The organism is Arthrobacter sp. Y3221048 (genome assembly GCF_059092685.1).
In genome coordinates this window covers 129,461-149,524 of the sequence record NZ_JBNHHX010000002.1, presented here as the reverse complement: position 1 = coordinate 149,524, position 20,064 = coordinate 129,461, and the positions used below count along the sequence as shown (strand labels likewise).

Genomic DNA, 20,064 nt, shown 5'->3' with positions numbered 1-20,064 from the left:
AGGGGTCTGGGTCTAAAGGGAGACGCTAACGTAACCGTATGGACATCGACTGGGAGCTCGTCGGCAATTCGCTCTGGCCTATCGTCCAGGGCGGGCTGACCGGCACCATCCCCCTCACTCTGGCCAGTTTCGCCATCGGCCTGGCGCTGGCGCTTGTCGTTGCCCTCATGCGGTTGAGCCGCAACCGGCTCCTGTCCGGCATCGCCCGCGCCTACGTATCGGTGATCCGCGGCACCCCGCTGCTGGTCCAGCTGTTCGTGATCTTCTACGGCCTCCCGTCGATCGGCGTGGTGCTCGACCCGTGGCCGAGCGCGATCATCGCGTTCTCCCTGAACGTGGGCGGTTATGCGGCCGAAATCATCCGCGCCGCGATCCTGTCCGTTCCCAAGGGTCAGTGGGAAGCCGGCCACACCATCGGCATGGCCGGCACCACCACCCTGCGCAGGATCATCCTGCCGCAGGCTGCGCGCGTGTCGGTACCGCCGCTGTCCAATACCTTCATCTCGCTGGTCAAGGACACGTCCCTCGCCTCGCTGATCCTGGTGACCGAGGCGTTCCGTGCGGCGCAGGAGATTGCGGCGTTCAGCCAGGAGTTCATGCTGCTCTACATAGAGGCCGCGGTTGTCTACTGGGTGTTCTGCCTGGTCCTGTCAGCCGGGCAGTCCCGACTGGAGAAGAGGTTGGAACGCTATGTCGCCCACTGACGTCCCTGCCGCCCCCGCGCCGCAGCCCGGCGCCGCAGCCGGGCCCGTGCTCTCCGTGGAGGGGCTGCGCAAGTCCTTTGGCAGCAACCAGGTGCTCAAGTCCATCGACCTGTCCGTCCAGACGGGCGGGGTGCTGGCCCTGATCGGACCCTCCGGATCGGGCAAAACCACCGTGCTGCGGTGCCTGAACGGCTTGGAAACCCCCGACGGCGGCAGGGTCGCCTTTTCCGGCGGCCCAGCCGTGGACTTCGGTTCGCCGGTGAACCGGAAACAGATCGCCGCCCTGCGTGACCGCAGCGCCATGGTGTTCCAGCACTACAACCTGTTTCCGCACATGACCGTGCTGCAGAACATCATCGAGGGCCCGGTCCAGGTCCAGAAGCGGCCCAAGGCCGAAGCCGTGCGCGATGCCAGGTCGTTGCTGGACCGCGTCGGGCTGTCCGGCAAGGAAGACCAGTACCCGCATCAGCTCTCCGGCGGGCAGCAGCAGCGGGTCGGCATTGTCCGGGCCCTGGCGCTCAAACCCTCGCTGCTGTTGTTCGACGAACCCACGTCGGCGCTGGATCCCGAGCTGGTGGGCGACGTGCTGCACGTCATCAAGGAACTGGCCGACGAAGGCTGGACCATGGCCCTGGTGACCCACGAGCTGGCCTTCGCCCGTGAGGTGGCCAGCGAAGTGGTGTTCATGGACGGCGGCGTGGTGGTGGAACGCGGGCACCCCGAACAGGTGCTGCGCGAACCGAAGGAAGAGCGCACCCGGCAGTTCGTCCACCGGCTGCTGAACCCGTTCTAACGCCACGCCCCATCCAAAATTCATCTGATGTCCATTGGGATGGCAGAATGTAAACTTCCATGCACCGTTCCGCATGGCAGGCTCGTTCCGGCCGGAAGCTTCCAACCCGCGTTTTCTCCTCTGCGGAAACCTCCGGCCACGAAAGGCAGAACCATGGCCACTTCCTTGGCTACCAAGTCCTTGACGGCACAGACGGCTTCCGAGGCGCACGATCTTCTCAATGCCGCGGTCGAAGAGTTGCAAGAGATCGCGGCCCTCGACGGCGACTGCGGCATCTTGGTCACGCGCACCGGCCCCGGACAGTTCACCGTGGAGTTGAGCGACGACGTGCCCTACGGCATCACCCAGGAATCCCATCTGTACTAAGCCGCCGGCGGGCCGGCCTTGTTTTGTGACGCCGGCAGGACCTCCGAAATGAAGCAACGGCCGGCCCCGGTGGGATAATTTCGCCCATGGCTCCAGCAATTGCGTACCAAGGTGAACCCGGCTCGAACTCCCATATGGCCTGCCTGGAAGTGCGCCCCGGTTGGGAAGCGGTGCCCTGTGCCAGCTTCGAGGACGCCTTCGCCGCCGTCACGGGCGGCGAGGCGGAACTGGCCATGATTCCCATCGACAATTCGATCGCCGGCCGGGTGGCGGACATCCACGCGCTGTTGCCCAAGACCACCCTGCAGATCGTCGAAGAGTTTTTCCTGCCCATCCGCTTCAGCCTGCTGGGCATACGCGGGGCCACGGTGGAGCAGGCCCGCGAAGTGCACAGCCACATCCACGCGCTGGGCCAGTGCCGTAAACTCATCCGCCGGCTCGGCCTGATTCCGGTGATCGCCGGCGACACCGCCGGCTCCGCACGCGAGGTCGCGGAGTGGAACGACCCGACCAAGGTCTCGCTGGCGCCGCCGATGGCCGCCGAGCTCTACGGCCTGGAAGTGTTCGCGGAAAAGGTCGAAGACGATCCGACGAACACCACCCGGTTCGTGGTGCTGGCCGACCGTCGGCCGGTCCCGTCCCGCGAGGAGCTGCCCGGTCCGGCCGTGACCAGCTTCGTCTTCCGGGTGCGGAACGTGCCGTCGGCGCTGTACAAGGCGCTGGGCGGATTCGCCACCAACGGCATCAACATGACCCGGCTGGAGAGCTACATGGTGGGCGGCGAGTTTGCCGCCACCATGTTCATGGTGGACGTCGAAGGCCACCCGGACGACCAGGCCATGGTCCACGCCTTCGAGGAACTGGACTTCTTCACCACGGAGATCCGCCTTCTGGGCGTCTATCCGGCGCATCCGTTCCGCCAACAGACCGTGCGCCCGGACGGCGTCGCCCGGTAGCAGTGGGGCAACAGCCGTCGGGCCGCCTCGAGTAAACCGCGGCATTTGACGAACTGTTACCGACGTTTGACCCAGGCCCTTCCCCGCTCTTAGCGTGGAGACGAATCAAGAGCGCCAACTACACAGCCCTGGCTGGTTGGCCGGCAACCCTCTACCGTAGCGGGGTGCTCCAGGTGATGATTCGGCCCGCCGGGTATGTCGGCAGGCAAGTACGCGTATCCTCCCGCAGCAGCTCGGCAGCAGCGGATGCGCCCAAGCCCCAAGGACGCCATGTCGCTACACAATGACCTGACACCAAACACGTTGCGCTCCGCCTTCGGCCGCTTCCCCTCAGGAATCGCGGCGCTGTGCGCGATCGTCGACGGCGAGCCCCAGGGCATCGTCGCCTCCTCGTTCACCGTCGGCGTCTCCCTCGAGCCGCCGCTGGTGATGTTCGCCGTGCAAAACACCTCCCGGACCTGGCCGGTGGTCCGCCGGGCCGACCGGATCGGCGTCTCGGTGCTCGGCACCGGGCACGACGGCGTCTGCCGCCAGATCGCGTCCAAGAACGGTGACCGCTTTGCCGGCCTCGGCCTGCACGGCACAGACGACGGCGCGCTGTTCCTGCACGACGCGGCGCTGTGGCTGGACTGCTCGGTGCACCAGGAGGTCCCGGCCGGGGACCACCACGTCGTGCTGCTGCAGGTGCACGGCCTGTCCACGCACGACGGCACCCACGAGCCCCTGGTCTTCCACGATTCCGGGTTCCGCCGGCTGGAACAGCCAGCCTTCGTCTAGGACGAACGTTACCGCTCCGGCGGCAGCGGCCAGCTAGGGCAGCGGCCTGCCTCGGGCAGCCACCCACAGGGAGTACCACTCCTGGCGGGTCATCGCCGCTCCGACCGCCTCCGCCTGGGCGCAGGCCCGGATCCGGTCCGGGCTGCTGGTACCGACGACCGGCCGGATGCCTGCCGGATGCCGCAGCAGCCAGCCCAGCACCACGGCTTCCGGCGGGCAGCCCTTGTCCCGGGCAAGTTCCGTGACCAGGGCAGCGGCCGCGTGATCCGCCGGGAGTGAGGCGTCCGCCCGTGCGGAAGCATCCGTTGCCGCAGCCCCCTCTGCCGCCCGGACGTGATGTTGTGCGATCCCGGCGGCGGGTGTTCCCGCGCCGGCCGCCGCCCCGGCCAGGCCTGCCGCACGCCCGCTGTAGCGGCCCTGGGCCAGCGCGCCCCAGGCCTGCAGTTCCACCCCGTTGGCGGCGCAGTATTCCAAGGTGCCGTGCGGGAAGCTGGTGCCCGTCCCGTCCGGGTGGTTCACCAGCACGCCGGATTCCAGCCAGTCGCGTCGGTACAGGCTCATTTCCAGCTGGTTTACCGCCAGTGGCTCATCCAGCGCCGACTGCAGCCAGCGCATCTGTTCGCCGGACATGTTCGAGACACCAAGACGGCGGACCTTCCCGGCCATCCGGAGCTCGTTGAACGCCGCGGCGATCTCTTCAGCCGGCGCCAGCGGATCCGGCCGGTGGATCAGCAGCGTGTCCAGGTGATCGGTGTGCAGCCGGCGCAGGCTTTCGTCGGTGCGGGCCAGGATGGCTTCGCGCGAGGAGTCGTATTGCCCGACCAGGCCGGGTACCGGCAGCCGGATACCGTATTTGCCCTGCAGCCTGATCGAATCGCGCAGCTCGGGACGTTCCGCCAGCACCCGCCCGAACGCAGCCTCGGCCTTGCCGTGGGCGTAGATGTCGGCGTGGTCGAACGTCGTGATCCCTGCCTCCAGTGCCGCCGCGACGGCCGCGTGCGCGGCCGCAACGTCGGCCGCTTCCAGCGGCCCGCTCCCCCAGCCGCCGCCCAAACCCATGCACCCGAAAATGAGCCGGGATCCGGCGTCGTCCATTGGTAGTTCCCCCTTCGCTGGGCAGGTTCCCAGCGTACGACGGCGGTGCCCGGGAAGCAGCGGGAGGGTGCCGCCACACGTTGCCCGTGCCCCAGGAGCATTCCGATCTGGACGAAGCAACGGTGCCGACCAATGCGCCGTGACCCACCCCGAACCGCCTTGCGAGGCTGTCTTCAACGCCGGATGCGCGGTGCCGATGACCTGATCGTTTCGTTCCAAATTGTTTAATGTGCTCCTTCGGGTTAGGTTAGCCTCACCTTTTTTACACGCGGCCTCGCCGCTTCCTCCAGGAGTACCTTTTATGCACCGACCCAAGCTTCTTGCTGGCTGCGTCGCCTTGGCCGTGCCCATGTTGGCCATCTCCGGCTGCGGCGTCTTGGGAATAGGTAAAGCGCCCGCCGATCTGCAGATCTATTCCGCCCGGCACTATGACCTGGAGGGGGCTTTCGCCCAGTTCACCGATGAAACCGGAATCTCCGTTGAGTTCATCACCGGTGACGACGCGGAGCTGCTTGAGCGGGTTAAGGCTGAGGGAAGCGATACCCCGGCTGACGTGTTCATGACCGTGGACGCCGGAAACCTCTGGAACGCGGCGCGTCAGGACGTGCTGGCGCCGATCCGCTCGGAAAAGCTGGAGGAGGCGGTCCCGAAGGACCTGCGCGACCCCGAGGGGCAGTGGTTCGGACTGGCCATGAGAGCCAGAACCATCACCTACAACCCGGAAAATGTCGATCCCTCGGAATTTGACGCGCAGGACAGCTACGCGGGCTTGGCCGACCCACAGTGGAAGGGCCGGCTCTGCATGCGCGATGCGACCTCGTCCTACACCCAGTCCCTGGTCGCCAGCCTCATCGATCTTCACGGGCGGGCCAAGGCCCTGGAAATCGTCCAGGGTTGGGTGGCCAACGACGTGGAGATCATGAGCAACGACGTCCTCCTGCTCGAAGCCATCGACGCCGGGGCCTGCGACGTGGGAATCAACAACCACTACTACCTGGCCCGCACCCTGGAGAAGGACCCCGATCTGTCCGTCGACCTGTTCTGGGCCAGCCAGGAGGGGGCGGGCGCGCACGTAAACATTTCCGGTGCCGGGGTCGTGGCTGATTCAGATAATGCGGCGGAGGCCCAGCGGCTCATTGAGTGGCTGGCCACCACGGGACAGAACGCGTTCGTGGACGCCAACCATGAGTTTCCCGTCAACCCGTCGGTCAAACCTGAGCCGGTGATAGCTGCGTTCGGAGACTTCAACCGCATGCCGTTGAACGCCGAAGCCTACGGTGATCTCAACGCCGAGGCTACCGCGGTACTTGCCGAGGCCGGCTACAAGTGAGTGAATCAGCCGTTCTGGCTGATGCAGGGGTTTCCGGACAGCACCGGCGCCCTTTGACCGGACACGGCCGCCGGCTGTGGTCGGCGGTCGTGTTGGTCACTGCGGCGCTGGTGGCTACGCCCGTCGTCGCCGTGGTCCTGGACGGACTGGGGGGCTTGACCAACGGCACCCTGCCGCGCGACCTGGGCGGGATGGTCCTGACCACCCTTTTGCTGATGGCAGGAGTCGGGGCGGGCACGCTGCTGATCGGCGGGGGGCTGGCGTGGCTGGTCACCGCCTACGATTTTCCGCTCCGAAACGTGCTTCTGTGGGCCCTGGTGCTGCCGCTGGCCATGCCTGCCTACATCCTTGGCTTTGTGTTCCTCTCCACCTTCGACGTCGGCGGCCCGGTGCAAGAGATGCTGCGGGCAGTACTCGGCCCGGGTGCATGGCTGCCCCAGGTGCGGTCCCTGCCCGGGGCCGTCATTGTCATGTCGCTGACTCTCTACCCGTACGTCTACCTCTTGGCGCGGGCCGCGCTCGTTGAACAGAGCGCAGCCACATACGATGCCGCCCGCACCCTGGGTGCCAGCCGCACCCGCACGTTTTGGCGGGTGCTGGCGCCGATGGCCAGGCCATCGCTTGCCGCCGCCCTGGCACTGGTGATGATGGAAACCCTGACGGACTTTGCAACCGTTCAGTACTTCAATGTGCAGACCGTGTCCGTGGGCGTCTACCTTGTCTGGAAGGGCAGCTTCGACTTCCATGCGGCCACCCAGCTCTCGGTGTTGGTGCTGCTGTTCGCGGTCGCGGTGCTTGCCGGGGAACGCCTGCTTCGGGGACGCTCTCGTTTTCACCAGAAAGGCGGACGGGGCGAGGGCCTGCAGGCCCGGCGGCTCACCGGCTGGGCCGGATGGCTGGCGGCGCTCGGGGGCTTGGGCGTGCTGGGGGCCGGCTTCATCCTTCCGGTTGCCCAGCTGCTCGTATGGGCCGCCGGGGAGACCCTCGGCCGTGCCGGGCCCTTGCTGGACCCCCGGTTCCTGGAGTACCTGTTGAACAGCATGGCCGTCGCCGCGATCGCCGCACTGCTGTGCGCCGCACTGGCCCTTACCATCGGGCACAGTTTGCGCCTCGGCGGAGGTGCCGTGGTGGCCGGGGCCGCGCAGGTGACTACGTTCGGCTACGCGGTCCCCGGTGCGGTGATCGGAATCGGCGTGCTGATCGCGTTCGCACGGTTCGATGAGATGCTCGAGTGGGCCGGTGTTCCAGGTGGCACGGGACTGCTGGTTACCGGTTCGGTGGCGGGCATCCTCTTCGCTTATGTAGTGCGTTTCCTGGCGCCCGCTCATCAGGCGGTAGACGCGAGCTTCTCCAAAATCCCGCCCGCGTTGACTTCCTCTGCGATGAGTCTTGGAGCCACGCCGACAAGGCTATTGGCCCGCGTGCATCTGCCCCTGGCCCGCCGGGGCGCAGCTGTAGCGATGGTCCTGGTGGCAATCGACGCTGTAAAGGAGCTGCCCATCGTGCTTCTCTTGCGGCCGTTCGGGTTCACGACGGTTTCTGTTTGGGTATACGAGCTGGCCCGGGAGAACTTCTGGGAGAAGGCTGCGCTGCCCGCACTGGGTATTGTTGCGGTGGCCGTTATCCCGGTCTATTTGCTGTTTCGCCGGACAGCCGGCTTCCGGACGGGGGCGGTGGGCCATGACCGGTGATCCAAGGAACAAGCCGCGCACCCCGGCCTTGGAACTCAGCGGCGTTGGCCGGCGCTACGGCTCCGTCGCAGCTGCCGCGGGGCTCGACCTTCGGGTTGGCGCCGGGGAGCTGGTGACCGTTGTCGGCCCATCAGGATGCGGAAAGTCGACCATGCTCAGGCTCATCGCCGGACTGGAGCGTCCCGACACCGGAACGATAAGCATCGCAGGCGAGATCGTCGCGGACCGCCGACGGTTCCAGGAACCGGAACGCCGCCGGGTGGGGCTGGTGTTCCAAGACCATGCTCTGTTCCCGAACCTGACCGTGCAGAAGAACGTCGCCTTCGGGCTGGGCCGGTTGCCTGCTGTGGAACGGCAGAAGCGGGTCGCCGAGGTGCTTGAACTGGTGCACCTTGGCCATTTGGCCGCCCGCTATCCGCACGAGTTGTCCGGAGGGGAACAGCAGCGGGTCTCGCTGGCCCGTGCTCTTGCCCCCCGCCCCGCCGTCGTCCTGCTGGACGAACCGTTCTCCAGCCTGGATGAGACTCTTCGAGGGCGGGTACGAACGGATATTGTCGCGGTGCTTCAGGAGACCGGAACCACGGGACTGCTGGTGACCCACGACCAGACGGAAGCACTTTCGGTAGGCAACAGGGTAGTGGTCATGCGGGACGGGGCCATTGAACAGATCGACTCACCGGAGAACGTCTTCGAACAGCCGGCCACACGCTTTGTGGCCTCCTTCATGGGCGACGCAGATTTTCTTCCCGCGAATGTCCACGACGGGTTGCTCACCTGCGAAATCGGGGTTGTCTCCACGGTGCCGGGGTGGGCGAACTGCGATGGAGACGTTGACGTGGTGCTGCGGCCGCATGAAGTGGCGCTCTCGCCGGACCCTGGCGCGCAGGCCAAGGTGGTCTCCCTGGAGTACCGGGGAGCTTTTGTGCTCCACCACATCCGCCTGCCCTCCGGCCGCATGCTGCGGTCCTGGCAGCCGCACCAGGTGCGCTATGGGCCAGGCACCCCCGTCAGCGTGACCGTCACAGCCGGGACCTCACCGACCCTGTTGGTCGGCGACGAGGCCGTCACCGCGCCGCCCCCTGGTACTGCCGGTACCGTCCCGATAGCCACTACATCGAGGTAATTCCCTTGCCCAATGCAATGCCAACCATGCCGCTGGAGACGGCACCGTCTGTCGCCTTCGCCGCGGAACTCGCGCGCTTCGCCGACAGTCCTGCCGTGGTGTCGGATGACGCTACGCTCAGCTACCGGCAGCTGGCGGACCGCGTGGAGGCGGTCGCTGGCCGGCTTGGTCCGGAACGGCGGCTGGTGCTGCTGGCGGCGTCCAACGACGTCGATTCCCTCGTGGCCTACCTGGCTGCGCTGTCCGGGGGGCATCCGCTGATTCTGGTGCCGGGGGACAAGCCCTCCGCCGTGGGACCCATCAGGGACGCGTTCGATCCAGACGTCGTCATGGAAGCCGGCGCCGGGAACGGGGAACCGAGGATACTGGAGATGCGTCCGGTCACCAGACACCAGCTGCATCCGGACCTTGCCCTCCTGCTGAGCACATCCGGTTCCACCGGTTCCCCAAAGCTCGTGCGGCTCTCGCATTCGAACCTGCAGGCCAACGCGGAAGCCATTGCAGAATACCTGGGCATAGGCCCCATGGACCGGGCCGTCACGACCCTGCCGATGTCGTACTGCTACGGGCTCTCAGTGATCAACAGCCACCTGCTCACCGGCGCTTCAGTAGTGCTCACCGACCTCTCCGTAGTGGACCCCTGCTTTTGGGATCTGTTCAGCAGCAGCGAGGCAACGACGTTCGCCGCTGTGCCGTACACCTTCGAGCTCCTGGAACGCGTGGGGTTCTCCGACATGGAGCTGCCGCACCTGCGCTACGTGACGCAGGCGGGGGGACGCTTGGCCCCCGAGCTAGTCCGGCGGTACGCCGAGCTCGGCCGGGAACAGGGCTGGGAACTGTTCGTCATGTACGGCCAGACCGAAGCCACGGCAAGGATGGCCTATCTCCCTCCGCGGCTGGCCGCAGAAAACCCTTCCCGCATCGGGGTACCTGTGCCCGGGGGCAGTTTTCGGATTGACCCGGTGGACGGACTCGATGACGGCGAACTGGTGTACGCGGGTCCCAACGTCATGCTCGGTTACGCCGAAAACCCGGCTGATCTGGCAGCAGGCCGCACAGTTAGCGAGCTGCGCACCGGCGATCTTGCGCGCAGGCATCCCGACGGACTGTATGAGGTTGTGGGACGGCGGAGCAGATTCATCAAGATCGCCGGGCTGCGCATCGACCTTGGCAGGGTGGAACAGGTCCTGGCAGACCTGGGTGTGCAGGCCACGAGTGCCGGCACCGATGAGCACCTTGTGGTCGCCGTCCAAGGCGACCACGACCCCGGCCTCCTCAGGAAGGTGCTGGCCCGGGACATGGGTATTCCGCGCTCCGCCCTGAAGATATATGCCATGGACCAGCTTCCACGGCTAGGCAACGGAAAGCCGGATTATCGGGCCGTGCTGGCCCTCGCCGAGCCCGCCCCGATCCCGCGGAAACATGCGCCTTCACGTGCGGAAGGACCGCAGGACGTGCGCACGATTCTGGCCGAGCAGCTGGAGGTCCCTGCCGTCGAAGACACAAGCACCTTCGTGTCACTCGGTGGCGACTCGCTGTCCTATGTGGCTACGTCGGTCCGTCTGGAGAACGCGCTCGGCTCGCTGCCGGACGACTGGCATCTGCGGCCCGTCGCCGAGCTGGAGCGGGGTGCACTACCGGTTCGACGGCGGAAGCTGCTTGCACCGATCGAATCCAGCATCGTGCTGCGCGCCATAGCGATCGTCTTCATCGTCAGCACGCACATCGGGCTGTTCCATTGGGAGGGCACTGCCCACGTGCTCCTGGCAGTCGCCGGGTACAACTTCGCGCGCTTCCAGCTGCGGGGCGAACGCACCAAGCGGCTGCGCCGCCAACTGACCAGCCTCGCGCGGATAGTTGTCCCGAGCGTCGCCTTCATTGCCATGGCCTACGCCATCACCGACGATTACAGCGTTGCCAACATTTTCCTGCTGAACGCACTCGTCGGCCCCCAGGAGGTAACGACCGAATGGCACTTCTGGTTTGTGGAGGTTCTGACCTACCTCCTTGTCTGCATGATCGTGTTGCTCGCTATTCCTTCGCTGACGCGGCTGGAACGGCGGTTTCCCCTTGGTTTCCCGCTCGGACTCACCGCCGTCGGCTTGGTCGGCCGCTTCGAAATCGTTGATCTTGGAGTGCCCAACACAGGTCCCGCCCTGTGGTTGTTCGCCCTCGGGTGGGCCGTGGCCCAAGCTCGTACCGGTGCCCATCGCTGGCTGGTTACCGCCCTCGCACTGATCAGCGTTCCGGGCTTTTTCAATGACCCACCCCGGGAGGCAACGCTGTTGGCCGGGATTGTGGTGCTCGTCTGGCTGCCGTCCCTGCCAGTACCCCGCGGTCTGCAGCGCTTAACAGTCCTGCTGGCCAGCGCGTCGCTGTACATCTACCTCACCCATTGGCTCGTCTTTCCGCCCCTCCTCTCCATTCATCCGGCGGTGGCTGTAGCCGCCGCACTCGTCTCGGGAGTGGTCTACTGGGCCCTCGTCATGCGTCTGGTAGGCCTGAAGCGTCGCTGGGTGAAGCAGCACCGGCAAAGAAAACATGCAGAACTCTAGATGACGGTGCTCTGCCCGGGGCCGGTGGTCCGGGTGTTCCCGCGGTGGCAGTGCAGTCGGCGCCTGCGGTTTCACAATCGGCGGCGGTTCAGTGTGTCCCCAGCTTCACCCGGTGTGGCGGCGGAGGAACGCCACGCTGCGCTCCAGCACCTGCCACGCCGCTTCCAGCTCCAGGTTGAACTGGAACTCGTGCCCCAGCCCGGCGTCCGTTTGGGGGAAGAATTCCTCCACCACCGCGCCCTTGGCCCGCAGCGCTTCGACCAGCCCGAGCGAGTGCGGCAGCAACGGGTCGGTGTTGCCTGCAGAAACGAAAGCCGGCGGGTAGTTGGCGTCCACATGCCGGGCAACGGAGGCCAGGGTGATGTACGGCCGCTCCAGGTAGTCCTTGGCCCCGGTGTAGGACCACAGCACCGTCCGCAGGTAGTTCTGGTTCCCGGCTTGGTCCGCCCCGGCGAGCGAGAGGTCGTAGGCCCCGCAGTGCAACAGCACGGCGCGCAGCCGGTCCGGCCTGGTGGGCGAGGCAATGCCCAGCCTCTTGGCATAGTCCGGGTCGGCAATGACCAGCGCCAGTTGCGCAGCGATCTGCGCGCCCGCCGAGTCTCCGGCCAGCACGATCCGCTCGGTATCGATGTGCAGCCGGTCCGCATTGTGCTCCAGGTAGCGCAGCGCGGCGGCTGTTTGGCGCACCGGGGCCGGGTAGCGGCGCACATGGGCCAGCGAATAGTCCACCCCCACGGCGGTGAAGCCGTAGGAGGCGAGGATCCGAAGGTAATTGGCGACGTCGTTCTTGGTGCCGGAGATCCAGGCCCCGCCGTGAATCCAGACGATCGTGGGAAGGCGCAGCGAATCCGCGGCCGCCTTGTCCGGGAAGAACACGTCCAGGTGGGTATGCCCGTGGTTGCTGAGGTACTCCTGATCCAACACTTCGCTGATGCCGTCCGGCACATGCCTTGCCATGGCGCGGGCCGTGCGCCGGCCGTCCCGCTCGGACAGCACCCGCAGCAGCACCGCCAGCGGCCGCGGGCTGAATCGCAGCCAGAAGACCAGGCCGCCGGCAAGAGCCGCCGGGACGGTGACGAGCACGGCGATGGCTGCCAGTGCGCGGCGGAAACGGACCCGCATTGCTTCCTCCCGTCGGCCGGTAGTGAACCAATCGTGAGGCCGCCCCGCTCGCAGGGCAAGTCCCTCCCCCGCCTCCCGCCAACGGCCGGCAAGCCCCGCCGGCCAACGGCCGGAATGCCTGTCAGCCGAGGGCAACCACCAGGCTCAGGCCGGCCAGCGCCAACGCGACCGGCGTCATGGTCCACCGCTCGGGCTTGCTGCGCGAGATGGCGTTCATGAGGACGCCGATGAACAGGTACGCCGTCAGGATCCAGATCAAGACGAGCGATGCGGACTCCGGCAGCGTGTCGAGAAGCTGCGCCCGGTCCATGATGATGAACGCGAAGAACGCATACAGGACTACCGAGACCGCGCTTCCAAGGCGCAGCTTCGCCGGCAGGGTGCGGTGGCTTCCTCCCCAGGCGAACCGGCCCAGCGGCAGGCCCGCGGCAAGCAGGATCTGGAAGACGGCCAACAGCGCGAAGACAATGCACGCGGCGATGGCCGCAACGGTGATCATGGGGAGCAGTGTAGCGGTGCTCCCTCCGGCAGCGGTCAGGCCGTCACGCGGTCAGGCGGTCGCGCCGTCAGCGGCTGGCGGCCCTGCCCGTCAGCGGCTGGTGACCTTGCCGGTCAGGGAGGCGATCGGCCGCAGGAAGATCGGCCGGGCCAGGAACCAGGCCGCCACCGTCACCGCGATGGAGGCCGCGAAGATCCAGAAGCCGGTCCATCCGCCGTCGTCCGTTGCCGCATACATGTGGTTGAGGTTGCGCAGGGCGCCGGTGGCCAGCACCAGGGTCACGTGCACGATGATGAACAGCACGAAGTACACCATCACCGGGAAGTGGATGGCCCGGGCCGCCTCAATCGGGAAGTACTTGTTGACCGCCGCCCGCTTGGGCCAGGCGGCGGAGGTGCGCAGGCCGGAGACGATGGCCAGCGGGGCGGCGATGAAGACGGTCGCGAAGTAGGTCAGCAGCTGCAGCGCGTTGTAGTTCACCCAGCCGTTCTCCAGTGGCCAGTCCAGCGATGCGTACTGCAGCACGGCGGAGAGCGCGTTCGGGAAAATGTCCCAGCTGGTGGGCACGATCCGCATCCAGTGCCCGGTGGCGAAGATCAGCACCATGAAGACGATGCCGTTCAGCACCCACAACGCATCCAGGGTCAGGTGGAACCACAGATTCAGGGTGATCTTTGTCGGCGGGTTCTTGGTCTTCACCAGGCCCTTGTTGTTGCGGGTCCAGTACGCCGGCGAGCGCGTTTCGGCGCGCACCTGCAGGCCGGTGCGGATGATCAACACGATCAGGAAGAAGTTGAGGAAGTGCTGCCAGCCCAGCCAGGCGGGCAACCCGACGGGCGCGGACTCGGGCAGTTCGGAGCGGCCCGGGTAGGCGGCCAGGAAGTCCTGCACGCCCGGCATGGTCCGCAGCCATTTGGCCAGCAACACCAACAGCAGAAGCACGACGACGGCGGCGACCACTGCCGCGGTGATCTTCAGCCACGTCTTCCGGGTGCTTCCGGACGGTTTCGTCGAAGTGGACATCGCCAGCTTTCCTCGTTCCCTGCTTCCCGACAGTCCGGGCTTCGTGATTCAAGGTACCCCGCCTTCGCGGGATCGTGCCACAAGCCCGGCCGTGGCGGCCGAAGCCGGCCGCCGCCCGGCGTTGGCGGGGCGCTATTGGCCTTTCTGCGGCATCCATTTCAGGCAGTAGCGCAGGTTGGCGGTGACGGTCCGCACGGCGGCTTCTTCGTCTCCGGCCGCGATGGCATCCGCGAGGTCCTCGTGTCCGGCGCGCAGGCATCCGTCGAAGCCGTCCCGCAATCGCTGGGCCATCTTGGCCCCGTGGAACACGTCGCCAAAGCTGCCGTACAGCTCGTGCAGCAGCGGGTTGCCGGAGGCCTCGGCCACGGCCAGGTGGAAGTCCCAGTCCGCAGCAATCCAGCCCTCCAGGTCCTGCTCCGCCCAGGCGTGCCGGCGCCGGGCCAGCATTTCCCGCAGCGCCTCCACGGCGCCGCCACCGGTTGACGGTGCCGACCGGGCCGACTGTGCGGCCAGCCGCGCGGCCTGGGTGTCCAGCGCAAAACGCACCTGAAGCACGTCCTCGTCGTCGTACTCGCGGTAGGCGCGGCGTGCGGTGCCGCTGATCTCGCTGGTGGCCCGGACGTACGTGCCGTCGCCGCGGCGCACCTCGAGCATCCCGGCGTGGGCCAGCGCCTTGACCGCCTCGCGCAGCGTGCCGCGGGAGACGCCCAGGCTTGACATCAGTTCCGGCTCCGAAGGGATCCGGGCACCCAGCTGCCACTGCCCCGCCGCGATGGACTCCCGCAGCCTCGACGTGACTTCCTCCGCCAGCGCCGGCCGCTGGAGCGGGCCGGACCTCACGCCCGCGCCTTCCGCACCAGGCCGCTGACCGCGTGGGCCAGCAGCAGTTGCTGCGCCGCGCCGGCCACCAGGAGCACCAGCGGTATGGTCCAGTCGGCGAGTGCATTGTGCAGCAGGCCGAGGCCGAACGGGCCCAAGGCGGCGAAGAGGTAGCCCACCGATTGGGCCAGCGTGGACAGCGCCGTGGTTTCGGCCGCATCGGAACCGCTGCGGCTGATCACCAGCATCAGCAGCGGGAAAACGCCAAACCCCAGGCCGATCAGAACCGCGGGCAGCACGGCGAGTTCGGCGGGCAGCACGAGCAAGGCGAGATAGCCTGCCAGCGACGCCGCGCAGGTGATCATGAAGGCCGGCCGCAGCAGGCCCGGGCGCGCCGCCATCGCCAGCAGCAGGACGACGGCGGGGATGGACACCAGTTGGACCAGCGCGAGCAGCTGCCCCGCCGCCGCGGCATCCACCCCGCGCGAGATCAGGATGTACGGCAGCCAGCCCATCACGGTATAGACGAGCAGTGCCTGGATGGTGAACAGGCCGGTGAGCAGCGCGCCTTTGCGCGTGAGCAGCAGCGGCCACGGCGACGAGTGGCCCCGGGTCCGCGTGCCTGACTCGCGCCTGCCGGCCAAAGCCATGGGCAGGAACACTGCCAGCCCGACGACGGCCAGCAGCGCCCAGGCGGCCAGGGCGAGCGACGGCGAGTCCAACTGCGCGGCCAGTGGGACGCTGGCTGCGGCGGCCACGGTGGCGCCGACGGACATGGAGATGGTGTAGGCACCGGTCATCGTCGACGGCCGGTGAGCGAAGTACTTGCGGATGAACGCCGGCAGCGCCACGTTGCAGACCGCGAGTCCGGACATGGACACCACCGTGCCGGCCAGCAGCATCCCGACGGATTCGATCCCCCGCAGGCCCAGTCCGGCAATCAACAGTGTCAGCGCGAGCGCGATGGCCCGTTCCAGTCCCACGCGGTTGCTCAGCCAGGCGGTCGCGGCTCCGGCCACCGCGAAGCACAGTACGGGAACGGTTGGCAGCAGCGCGGCGACCAGCGGCCCGTACCCCAGCAGCTGCTGCAGGTCGTGGAAGAGCGCGGCCGCGCTGGCAATGCCGGCCCGCAGGTTCAGCCCGATGAGTATCACGGCGGCCACGGCCGCGGCGATGAACCACCGGCGGCGTGCGGCCGGGGCCGGGGCGGGCTCCTGCACGTCCAGCTCAGGTACCAGAGCCTCGGCGAACTCCACCGCCGGAACGTCCTCCCCGCCCGGCTCCTGCCCGCTGCTGGCGCCGTTGGATGGAAGTCGGTTCGATCTCACCCCTAAACGTTAGACGTTTGATGTCTACGCGGCAAAATGAACTCCGCCCTGGCTGGCGTCCGTTTGGGTTCCGGGACACCGACGGCGGGGACTCCGCCCTCGTAACTCTCGGGGCAGCAGTTGATAACGACGCCAGCACCTCGGGCGGGGTGGAAGCCTGTCCGCGGTGCCGGCGTCGTGCAGACGGTTGCCGCTTAGTTGGCGAAGACGTCCTGCAGCGTGCCCTGCGGGGTCCACAGCGCCATGGAGTCGCCGCCGTTGTTCAGCAGTGACGCGGTGCCATTGTTGTAGTAGGCCTCGGCGCTGTTGGTGCCGGGACCGGTGTAGACCCGTAATTCCGCGCCGGGGGCAAGCACGTAGCCCTCGCCCACAGCCAGGATATTGTTCGCCGCGTCGCGGATGATGTAACCGCTGGCGTCGATGCTGTGGTTGGCGGTGTTGCGCAGCACCACGTGCTCGCCGGTTTCCGGCTGGACGTCGCTGCCGGCCGGGTCATTCACCGCGCCCGAGATTTCCAGGCCGGTGCCCGCAGGGAAGGGCTTCCGCCCGTCCAGGTAGCGCATGGTCTGGATCGGGAAGTCACCGGTGACGGCATCGACGCCGAGGTCAATGGAGTGCTGGACGGCCTCGGGCGAGTTCGCGGTGTAGACGCCGACGACCAGCCCGGCAGCCTTGGCGTCTGCAACATGCTGCGCCGTCAGGGTGCGGTAGTTGGTGCCGATCGAATCGGCAAAGGCCGCCCAGGATTCCAGCGTGGCCGGACCCGGGACGGTGCTCGAGAGCTGCTGCAGCGCGATCTCGGGGGCCACCTCGGCGAAGGTGCGGTTGGAGGCCTCGTCGAAGCCGAGGACTTGGACCTTGTCGGCGGCAACAAGCTTCTTCCAGGTGGCATCGGTGCGGAGCTCGTCGGCGACGAGCTGCTCGATGCCCGGGGAGTTCTTCGGCGACTTGATTTCGATGTACACGCCGGTCTTCACCGTGGCAATCTTCGCGGCGTCATCCAGGTGCGGGATCCGCTCCCCTTGGTACTTGGCGCCGAAGTAGGATCCGGCGTCGAGCTGCTGCAGTTCATCCCAGGTGAAGGACGTGATGGGGTCGCCGGCACGCTCGGGGAACACCTCCTCCACGTTGGTGGTCCGGACGGGAGTGTCGTCGTGGAACAGGAACGGCACTCCATCGGCGCTGAGCTGGACATCGATCTCGAAGAAGTCGGCCCCGGAGGCGCGCCCGTCCTGGAAGGCCGCGACCGTATTTTCGGGCGCGGTGCCGGCGGCCCCGCGGTGGCCGATCAGCAGCGGGGCTTCATCCTGCCCGCCGGGGTTGATCTGCGCGCCGGCCGCCGGGGCGGCCACGAGGGTAGCGCCGACGGCGACGGCCGCGGCGGATGTGGTCAATGTTCTGAGCAGGCGAGATGCCATGGGATATGACGCCCTTCGTAGTGGTTTTCCGGGTTTCCCCGCCATCGAGCTTCACAGCGCCAGTGAACCTGCCGGCTAACCGGCTGTGAACAAGGGGTGAAAGGAAACACCACTGCGAGTGGGAGGGACGTGACCGTGACGGCGGCGGCGTGATCCGCCCGGCCGGGGCCCCCAACCGCGGCGGCGCTAGACTCGGAGGGGCATGAATACTTCCGCCAATACCCCGAGCTCGGTGCGCGTCGATGCGTGGCTGTGGGCCATCCGCGCCTACAAGACCCGTTCCGCGGCTACCGCCGCCTGCCGCGCGGGACACGTCCGGTTGAACGGCAACCCGGTCAAGGCCTCCCAGCCGGTGGTACCGGGCGACACCCTGCGGGTGCGGCAGCCCGGCTACGAGCGGATCCTGGAGGTGCGCCGGCTGATCGCCAAGCGGGTGGGTGCCGAGGCGGCCTCGCATTGCTTCACCGACCACACGCCGCCGCGCCCGGCCATGCCGTCGCTCGGCATTCCGCAGCGCGACCGGGGCACCGGCCGGCCGACCAAGAAGGACCGGCGGGAGATGGACAGGCTGCGCGGCCCGCGCTAGGTACGGGAGCCCGGAAGCGGTTCGCCGGATACTTCAGGGCGTGCGGACGGTGCGGGGCTGGACCGCACCGTGCCCGGGCTGCCGGTCAAATCTGGCGGTGCCGGGCTTCTTCGCCTCATGCCTTGAGCGTAACTCACTTCACATAACCGGCCGGACGGTACAAGATGGGAAGCGGAGACGGCCGCGCCGCCGTCCCGCTGCTATGTCATCATCTGAAGGAGATCAGGGCTGTGACCACCACTTCCCACGCCGCTTCATCCACCCAGCCGGGCTACCGGGTCCAAAACCCGTCCACCGGCGAGGTGGTCGAGGAGTTCCCCACCGCCACCGACGCCGAGGTCAAGGACGCCCTCGCCAGGTCCCAGGCCGCCTACACAGCATGGAAGGCCACGCCGATCACGGACCGCGCCAAGGTGGTGTCCCGCATCGCGGAACTGTTCACCGAACGGGCCGACGAGCTCGCCGCGATCATCACCGAGGAAATGGGCAAGCCGTTGTCCGAGTCCAAGGGCGAGGCCGAGTTCTGCACCGACATCTTCAGCTACTTCGCCACTGAAGGTCCCGAGCTGGTGGCGGACCAGGAAATCAAGGCCATCGGCGGCGGCCGCGCCATGATCCAGAAGCTGCCGGTCGGCCCGTTGCTGGGCATCATGCCGTGGAACTACCCCTACTACCAGGTGGCCCGCTTCGCCGCGCCGAACCTGATGCTGGGCAACACCATCATCCTCAAGCACGCCGAGACCTGCCCCCGCTCGGCCCTGGCCATCCAGAAGATCATGGACGACGCCGGTGTGCCCGACGGCGTGTACATCAACCTCTTCGCCAGCCACGAGCAGATCGCGGACATCATCGCCGACCCGCGCGTGCAGGGTGTCTCGCTGACCGGCTCCGAACGGGCCGGCGCCATCATCGGCGAGCTGGCCGGCAAGAACCTGAAGAAGGCCGTGCTGGAACTGGGCGGTTCCGACCCCTACGTAGTGCTGGACACCGACGACGTGAAGGCGGCTGCCGCCCAAGCGTGGGCCACCCGCATCGAGAACACCGGGCAGGCCTGCAACTCCAACAAGCGCATGATCGTCATGGAGGACATCTTCGACGACTTCGTGGCGGAGCTGACCAACCTGGCGAAGGATCTCAAGCCCGGCAACCCGGCCGAAGAAGCCGAGGGCACCTTCGCTCCGCTCTCCTCCCGGGCCGCCGCCGAAGGGCTGGCCGAGCAGCTCAAGGACGCCGTCAACAAGGGCGCCACCCTGCACGCCGGCGGCACCCTGCACGATGGCCCCGGTGCATACCTGGCCCCGGCCGTCCTGACCGGCGTCACTCCGGAAATGCGCGCTTACCGCGAAGAGCTCTTCGGCCCGGTGGCCGTGGTCTACAAGGTCAGCAGCGACGAGGAAGCCTTGGAACTGGCCAACGACACCGACTACGGCCTGGGCGGCGCCGTCTTCTCCACCGACGAGGAGCGCGCCCGCAAGATCGCCCAGCAGTTGGAGGTTGGCATGGCCAACGTCAACGGAGTCGGTGAAGGCGCAGACATTCCGTTCGGCGGCGTGAAGCGCTCCGGCTTCGGACGCGAGCTCGGCCCGCTGGGCATGGACGAGTTCGTCAACAAGCGCCTGTTCTACATCGCCGACTAAACGGTCCGGCATCGAACGATCAGCGGGCCCCTTCCCACGCGTGGGAAGGGGCCCGCTGATTTGTGATCGCCTAAAGTCCATCTACGCTCGCGACAGCGCCTCGAAAAGCGCAGCAGCGGTCGCTTGCGGCGAAGGAACAAAAAAATGGCCCCGGATGGTGGCCCGGACGGCCCTCAGCGGTGACAACCTGGCGCAGCGGCGGTAAGTTCACAAGACTGGTGCTGAAGCTTTACGGCCGGCTG

The 20,064-nt window shown here is 67.2% G+C and carries 18 protein-coding genes and 1 riboswitch; of the genes, 11 read left to right on the top strand and 7 right to left on the bottom strand.

Features of this window, described 5'->3' with window-relative positions; genetic code table 11:
- Window positions 1–44 precede the first annotated feature (44 nt).
- From AC5RVS_RS05305 to AC5RVS_RS05285, 5 genes are all read left to right on the top strand, one after another.
- Complete coding sequence (locus tag AC5RVS_RS05305) at window positions 45–704, top strand: amino acid ABC transporter permease (RefSeq protein ID WP_493989953.1); 660 nt, start codon at window positions 45–47, stop codon at window positions 702–704.
- Window positions 691–1,497: an amino acid ABC transporter ATP-binding protein gene (locus tag AC5RVS_RS05300; protein ID WP_494107420.1), complete on the top strand. Its 807-nt coding sequence runs from the start codon at window positions 691–693 to the stop codon at window positions 1,495–1,497. The genes AC5RVS_RS05305 and AC5RVS_RS05300 overlap by 14 nt, the downstream gene beginning before the upstream one ends.
- Window positions 1,498–1,650: 153 nt before the next feature.
- On the top strand, window positions 1,651–1,863 hold the full coding sequence (locus tag AC5RVS_RS05295; protein ID WP_493989706.1) for a hypothetical protein: 213 nt from the start codon (window positions 1,651–1,653) through the stop codon (window positions 1,861–1,863).
- 86 nt (window positions 1,864–1,949) lie between these two features.
- Window positions 1,950–2,819 (top strand): prephenate dehydratase, encoded by an 870-nt coding sequence (locus tag AC5RVS_RS05290; RefSeq protein WP_494107419.1) that lies wholly within the window; start codon window positions 1,950–1,952, stop codon window positions 2,817–2,819.
- 103 nt (window positions 2,820–2,922) lie between these two features.
- A riboswitch (SAM riboswitch) is annotated at window positions 2,923–3,037 on the top strand.
- Window positions 3,038–3,089: 52 nt separating this feature from the next.
- Window positions 3,090–3,596: a flavin reductase family protein gene (locus tag AC5RVS_RS05285; protein WP_494107418.1), complete on the top strand. Its 507-nt coding sequence runs from the start codon at window positions 3,090–3,092 to the stop codon at window positions 3,594–3,596.
- A 33-nt stretch (window positions 3,597–3,629) separates the two neighbouring features.
- On the opposite strand, the gene AC5RVS_RS05280 is transcribed toward AC5RVS_RS05285, so the two are convergent.
- Window positions 3,630–4,691 carry an aldo/keto reductase gene (locus AC5RVS_RS05280; RefSeq protein ID WP_494107417.1) on the bottom strand — a complete coding sequence of 354 codons (1,062 nt, stop codon included), beginning with the start codon at window positions 4,689–4,691 and terminating at the stop codon, window positions 3,630–3,632.
- A gap of 301 nt (window positions 4,692–4,992) precedes the next feature.
- Here AC5RVS_RS05280 and AC5RVS_RS05275 point away from each other — a divergent pair, with 301 nt between their 5' ends.
- From AC5RVS_RS05275 to AC5RVS_RS05260, 4 genes are read left to right on the top strand one after another with little or no spacing between them, the layout of a single operon-like run.
- A complete protein-coding gene (locus AC5RVS_RS05275) occupies window positions 4,993–6,021 on the top strand; it encodes an extracellular solute-binding protein (protein ID WP_494107416.1) in 1,029 nt (342 codons plus the stop codon).
- The gene (locus tag AC5RVS_RS05270; protein ID WP_494107415.1) at window positions 6,018–7,712 is read left to right on the top strand and encodes an ABC transporter permease; all 1,695 of its coding nucleotides are present in this window, start codon (window positions 6,018–6,020) and stop codon (window positions 7,710–7,712) included. The genes AC5RVS_RS05275 and AC5RVS_RS05270 overlap by 4 nt, the downstream gene beginning before the upstream one ends.
- Window positions 7,702–8,835 (top strand): ABC transporter ATP-binding protein, encoded by a 1,134-nt coding sequence (locus AC5RVS_RS05265; RefSeq protein WP_494107414.1) that lies wholly within the window; start codon window positions 7,702–7,704, stop codon window positions 8,833–8,835. The genes AC5RVS_RS05270 and AC5RVS_RS05265 overlap by 11 nt, the downstream gene beginning before the upstream one ends.
- Before the next feature lie 26 nt (window positions 8,836–8,861).
- A complete protein-coding gene (locus AC5RVS_RS05260; RefSeq protein WP_494107413.1) occupies window positions 8,862–11,390 on the top strand; it encodes an AMP-binding protein in 2,529 nt (842 codons plus the stop codon).
- Between the two features lie 105 nt (window positions 11,391–11,495).
- Here AC5RVS_RS05260 and AC5RVS_RS05255 read toward each other — a convergent pair whose 3' ends face one another.
- The 6 genes from AC5RVS_RS05255 to AC5RVS_RS05230 form a co-directional block, all read right to left on the bottom strand.
- On the bottom strand, window positions 11,496–12,512 hold the full coding sequence (locus AC5RVS_RS05255; protein WP_493989714.1) for an alpha/beta hydrolase: 1,017 nt from the start codon (window positions 12,510–12,512) through the stop codon (window positions 11,496–11,498).
- A 121-nt stretch (window positions 12,513–12,633) separates the two neighbouring features.
- Window positions 12,634–13,011, bottom strand: coding sequence for a hypothetical protein (locus AC5RVS_RS05250; RefSeq protein ID WP_493989715.1), 378 nt, complete (start codon window positions 13,009–13,011; stop codon window positions 12,634–12,636).
- A gap of 90 nt (window positions 13,012–13,101) precedes the next feature.
- Entirely contained in the window at window positions 13,102–14,034 is a 933-nt protein-coding gene (locus AC5RVS_RS05245; RefSeq protein ID WP_494107412.1) for a cytochrome b/b6 domain-containing protein, read from the bottom strand.
- 132 nt (window positions 14,035–14,166) lie between these two features.
- Window positions 14,167–14,874: a FadR/GntR family transcriptional regulator gene (locus AC5RVS_RS05240; protein WP_494107411.1), complete on the bottom strand. Its 708-nt coding sequence runs from the start codon at window positions 14,872–14,874 to the stop codon at window positions 14,167–14,169.
- Window positions 14,871–16,181 (bottom strand): MFS transporter, encoded by a 1,311-nt coding sequence (locus AC5RVS_RS05235; RefSeq protein ID WP_494107410.1) that lies wholly within the window; start codon window positions 16,179–16,181, stop codon window positions 14,871–14,873. Before AC5RVS_RS05235 ends, AC5RVS_RS05240 begins: the two co-directional genes overlap by 4 nt.
- Before the next feature lie 194 nt (window positions 16,182–16,375).
- Entirely contained in the window at window positions 16,376–17,575 is a 1,200-nt protein-coding gene (locus tag AC5RVS_RS05230; RefSeq protein ID WP_494107409.1) for a glycerophosphodiester phosphodiesterase family protein, read from the bottom strand.
- A gap of 226 nt (window positions 17,576–17,801) precedes the next feature.
- On the opposite strand from AC5RVS_RS05230, the gene AC5RVS_RS05225 reads away from it, so the two are divergent.
- The gene (locus AC5RVS_RS05225) at window positions 17,802–18,185 is read left to right on the top strand and encodes an RNA-binding S4 domain-containing protein (RefSeq protein ID WP_493989720.1); all 384 of its coding nucleotides are present in this window, start codon (window positions 17,802–17,804) and stop codon (window positions 18,183–18,185) included.
- Between the two features lie 230 nt (window positions 18,186–18,415).
- The gene (locus AC5RVS_RS05220) at window positions 18,416–19,822 is read left to right on the top strand and encodes an NAD-dependent succinate-semialdehyde dehydrogenase (protein WP_494107408.1); all 1,407 of its coding nucleotides are present in this window, start codon (window positions 18,416–18,418) and stop codon (window positions 19,820–19,822) included.
- Window positions 19,823–20,064 lie beyond the last annotated feature (242 nt).

What these genes read in the sequence shown, in the direction of transcription:
- AC5RVS_RS05295 (WP_493989706.1), top strand. Translation starts at nt 1,651, where the DNA reads ATGGCCACTTCCTTGGCTACCAAGTCCTTGACGGCACAGACGGCTTCC.
- AC5RVS_RS05245 (WP_494107412.1), bottom strand. Translation starts at nt 14,034, where the DNA reads ATGTCCACTTCGACGAAACCGTCCGGAAGCACCCGGAAGACGTGGCTG.
- AC5RVS_RS05285 (WP_494107418.1), top strand. Translation starts at nt 3,090, where the DNA reads ATGTCGCTACACAATGACCTGACACCAAACACGTTGCGCTCCGCCTTC.
- AC5RVS_RS05300 (WP_494107420.1), top strand. Translation starts at nt 691, where the DNA reads ATGTCGCCCACTGACGTCCCTGCCGCCCCCGCGCCGCAGCCCGGCGCC.
- AC5RVS_RS05265 (WP_494107414.1), top strand. Translation starts at nt 7,702, where the DNA reads ATGACCGGTGATCCAAGGAACAAGCCGCGCACCCCGGCCTTGGAACTC.
- AC5RVS_RS05250 (WP_493989715.1), bottom strand. Translation starts at nt 13,011, where the DNA reads ATGATCACCGTTGCGGCCATCGCCGCGTGCATTGTCTTCGCGCTGTTG.
- AC5RVS_RS05280 (WP_494107417.1), bottom strand. Translation starts at nt 4,691, where the DNA reads ATGGACGACGCCGGATCCCGGCTCATTTTCGGGTGCATGGGTTTGGGC.
- AC5RVS_RS05260 (WP_494107413.1), top strand. Translation starts at nt 8,862, where the DNA reads ATGCCGCTGGAGACGGCACCGTCTGTCGCCTTCGCCGCGGAACTCGCG.
- AC5RVS_RS05255 (WP_493989714.1), bottom strand. Translation starts at nt 12,512, where the DNA reads ATGCGGGTCCGTTTCCGCCGCGCACTGGCAGCCATCGCCGTGCTCGTC.
- AC5RVS_RS05290 (WP_494107419.1), top strand. Translation starts at nt 1,950, where the DNA reads ATGGCTCCAGCAATTGCGTACCAAGGTGAACCCGGCTCGAACTCCCAT.
- AC5RVS_RS05275 (WP_494107416.1), top strand. Translation starts at nt 4,993, where the DNA reads ATGCACCGACCCAAGCTTCTTGCTGGCTGCGTCGCCTTGGCCGTGCCC.
- AC5RVS_RS05225 (WP_493989720.1), top strand. Translation starts at nt 17,802, where the DNA reads ATGAATACTTCCGCCAATACCCCGAGCTCGGTGCGCGTCGATGCGTGG.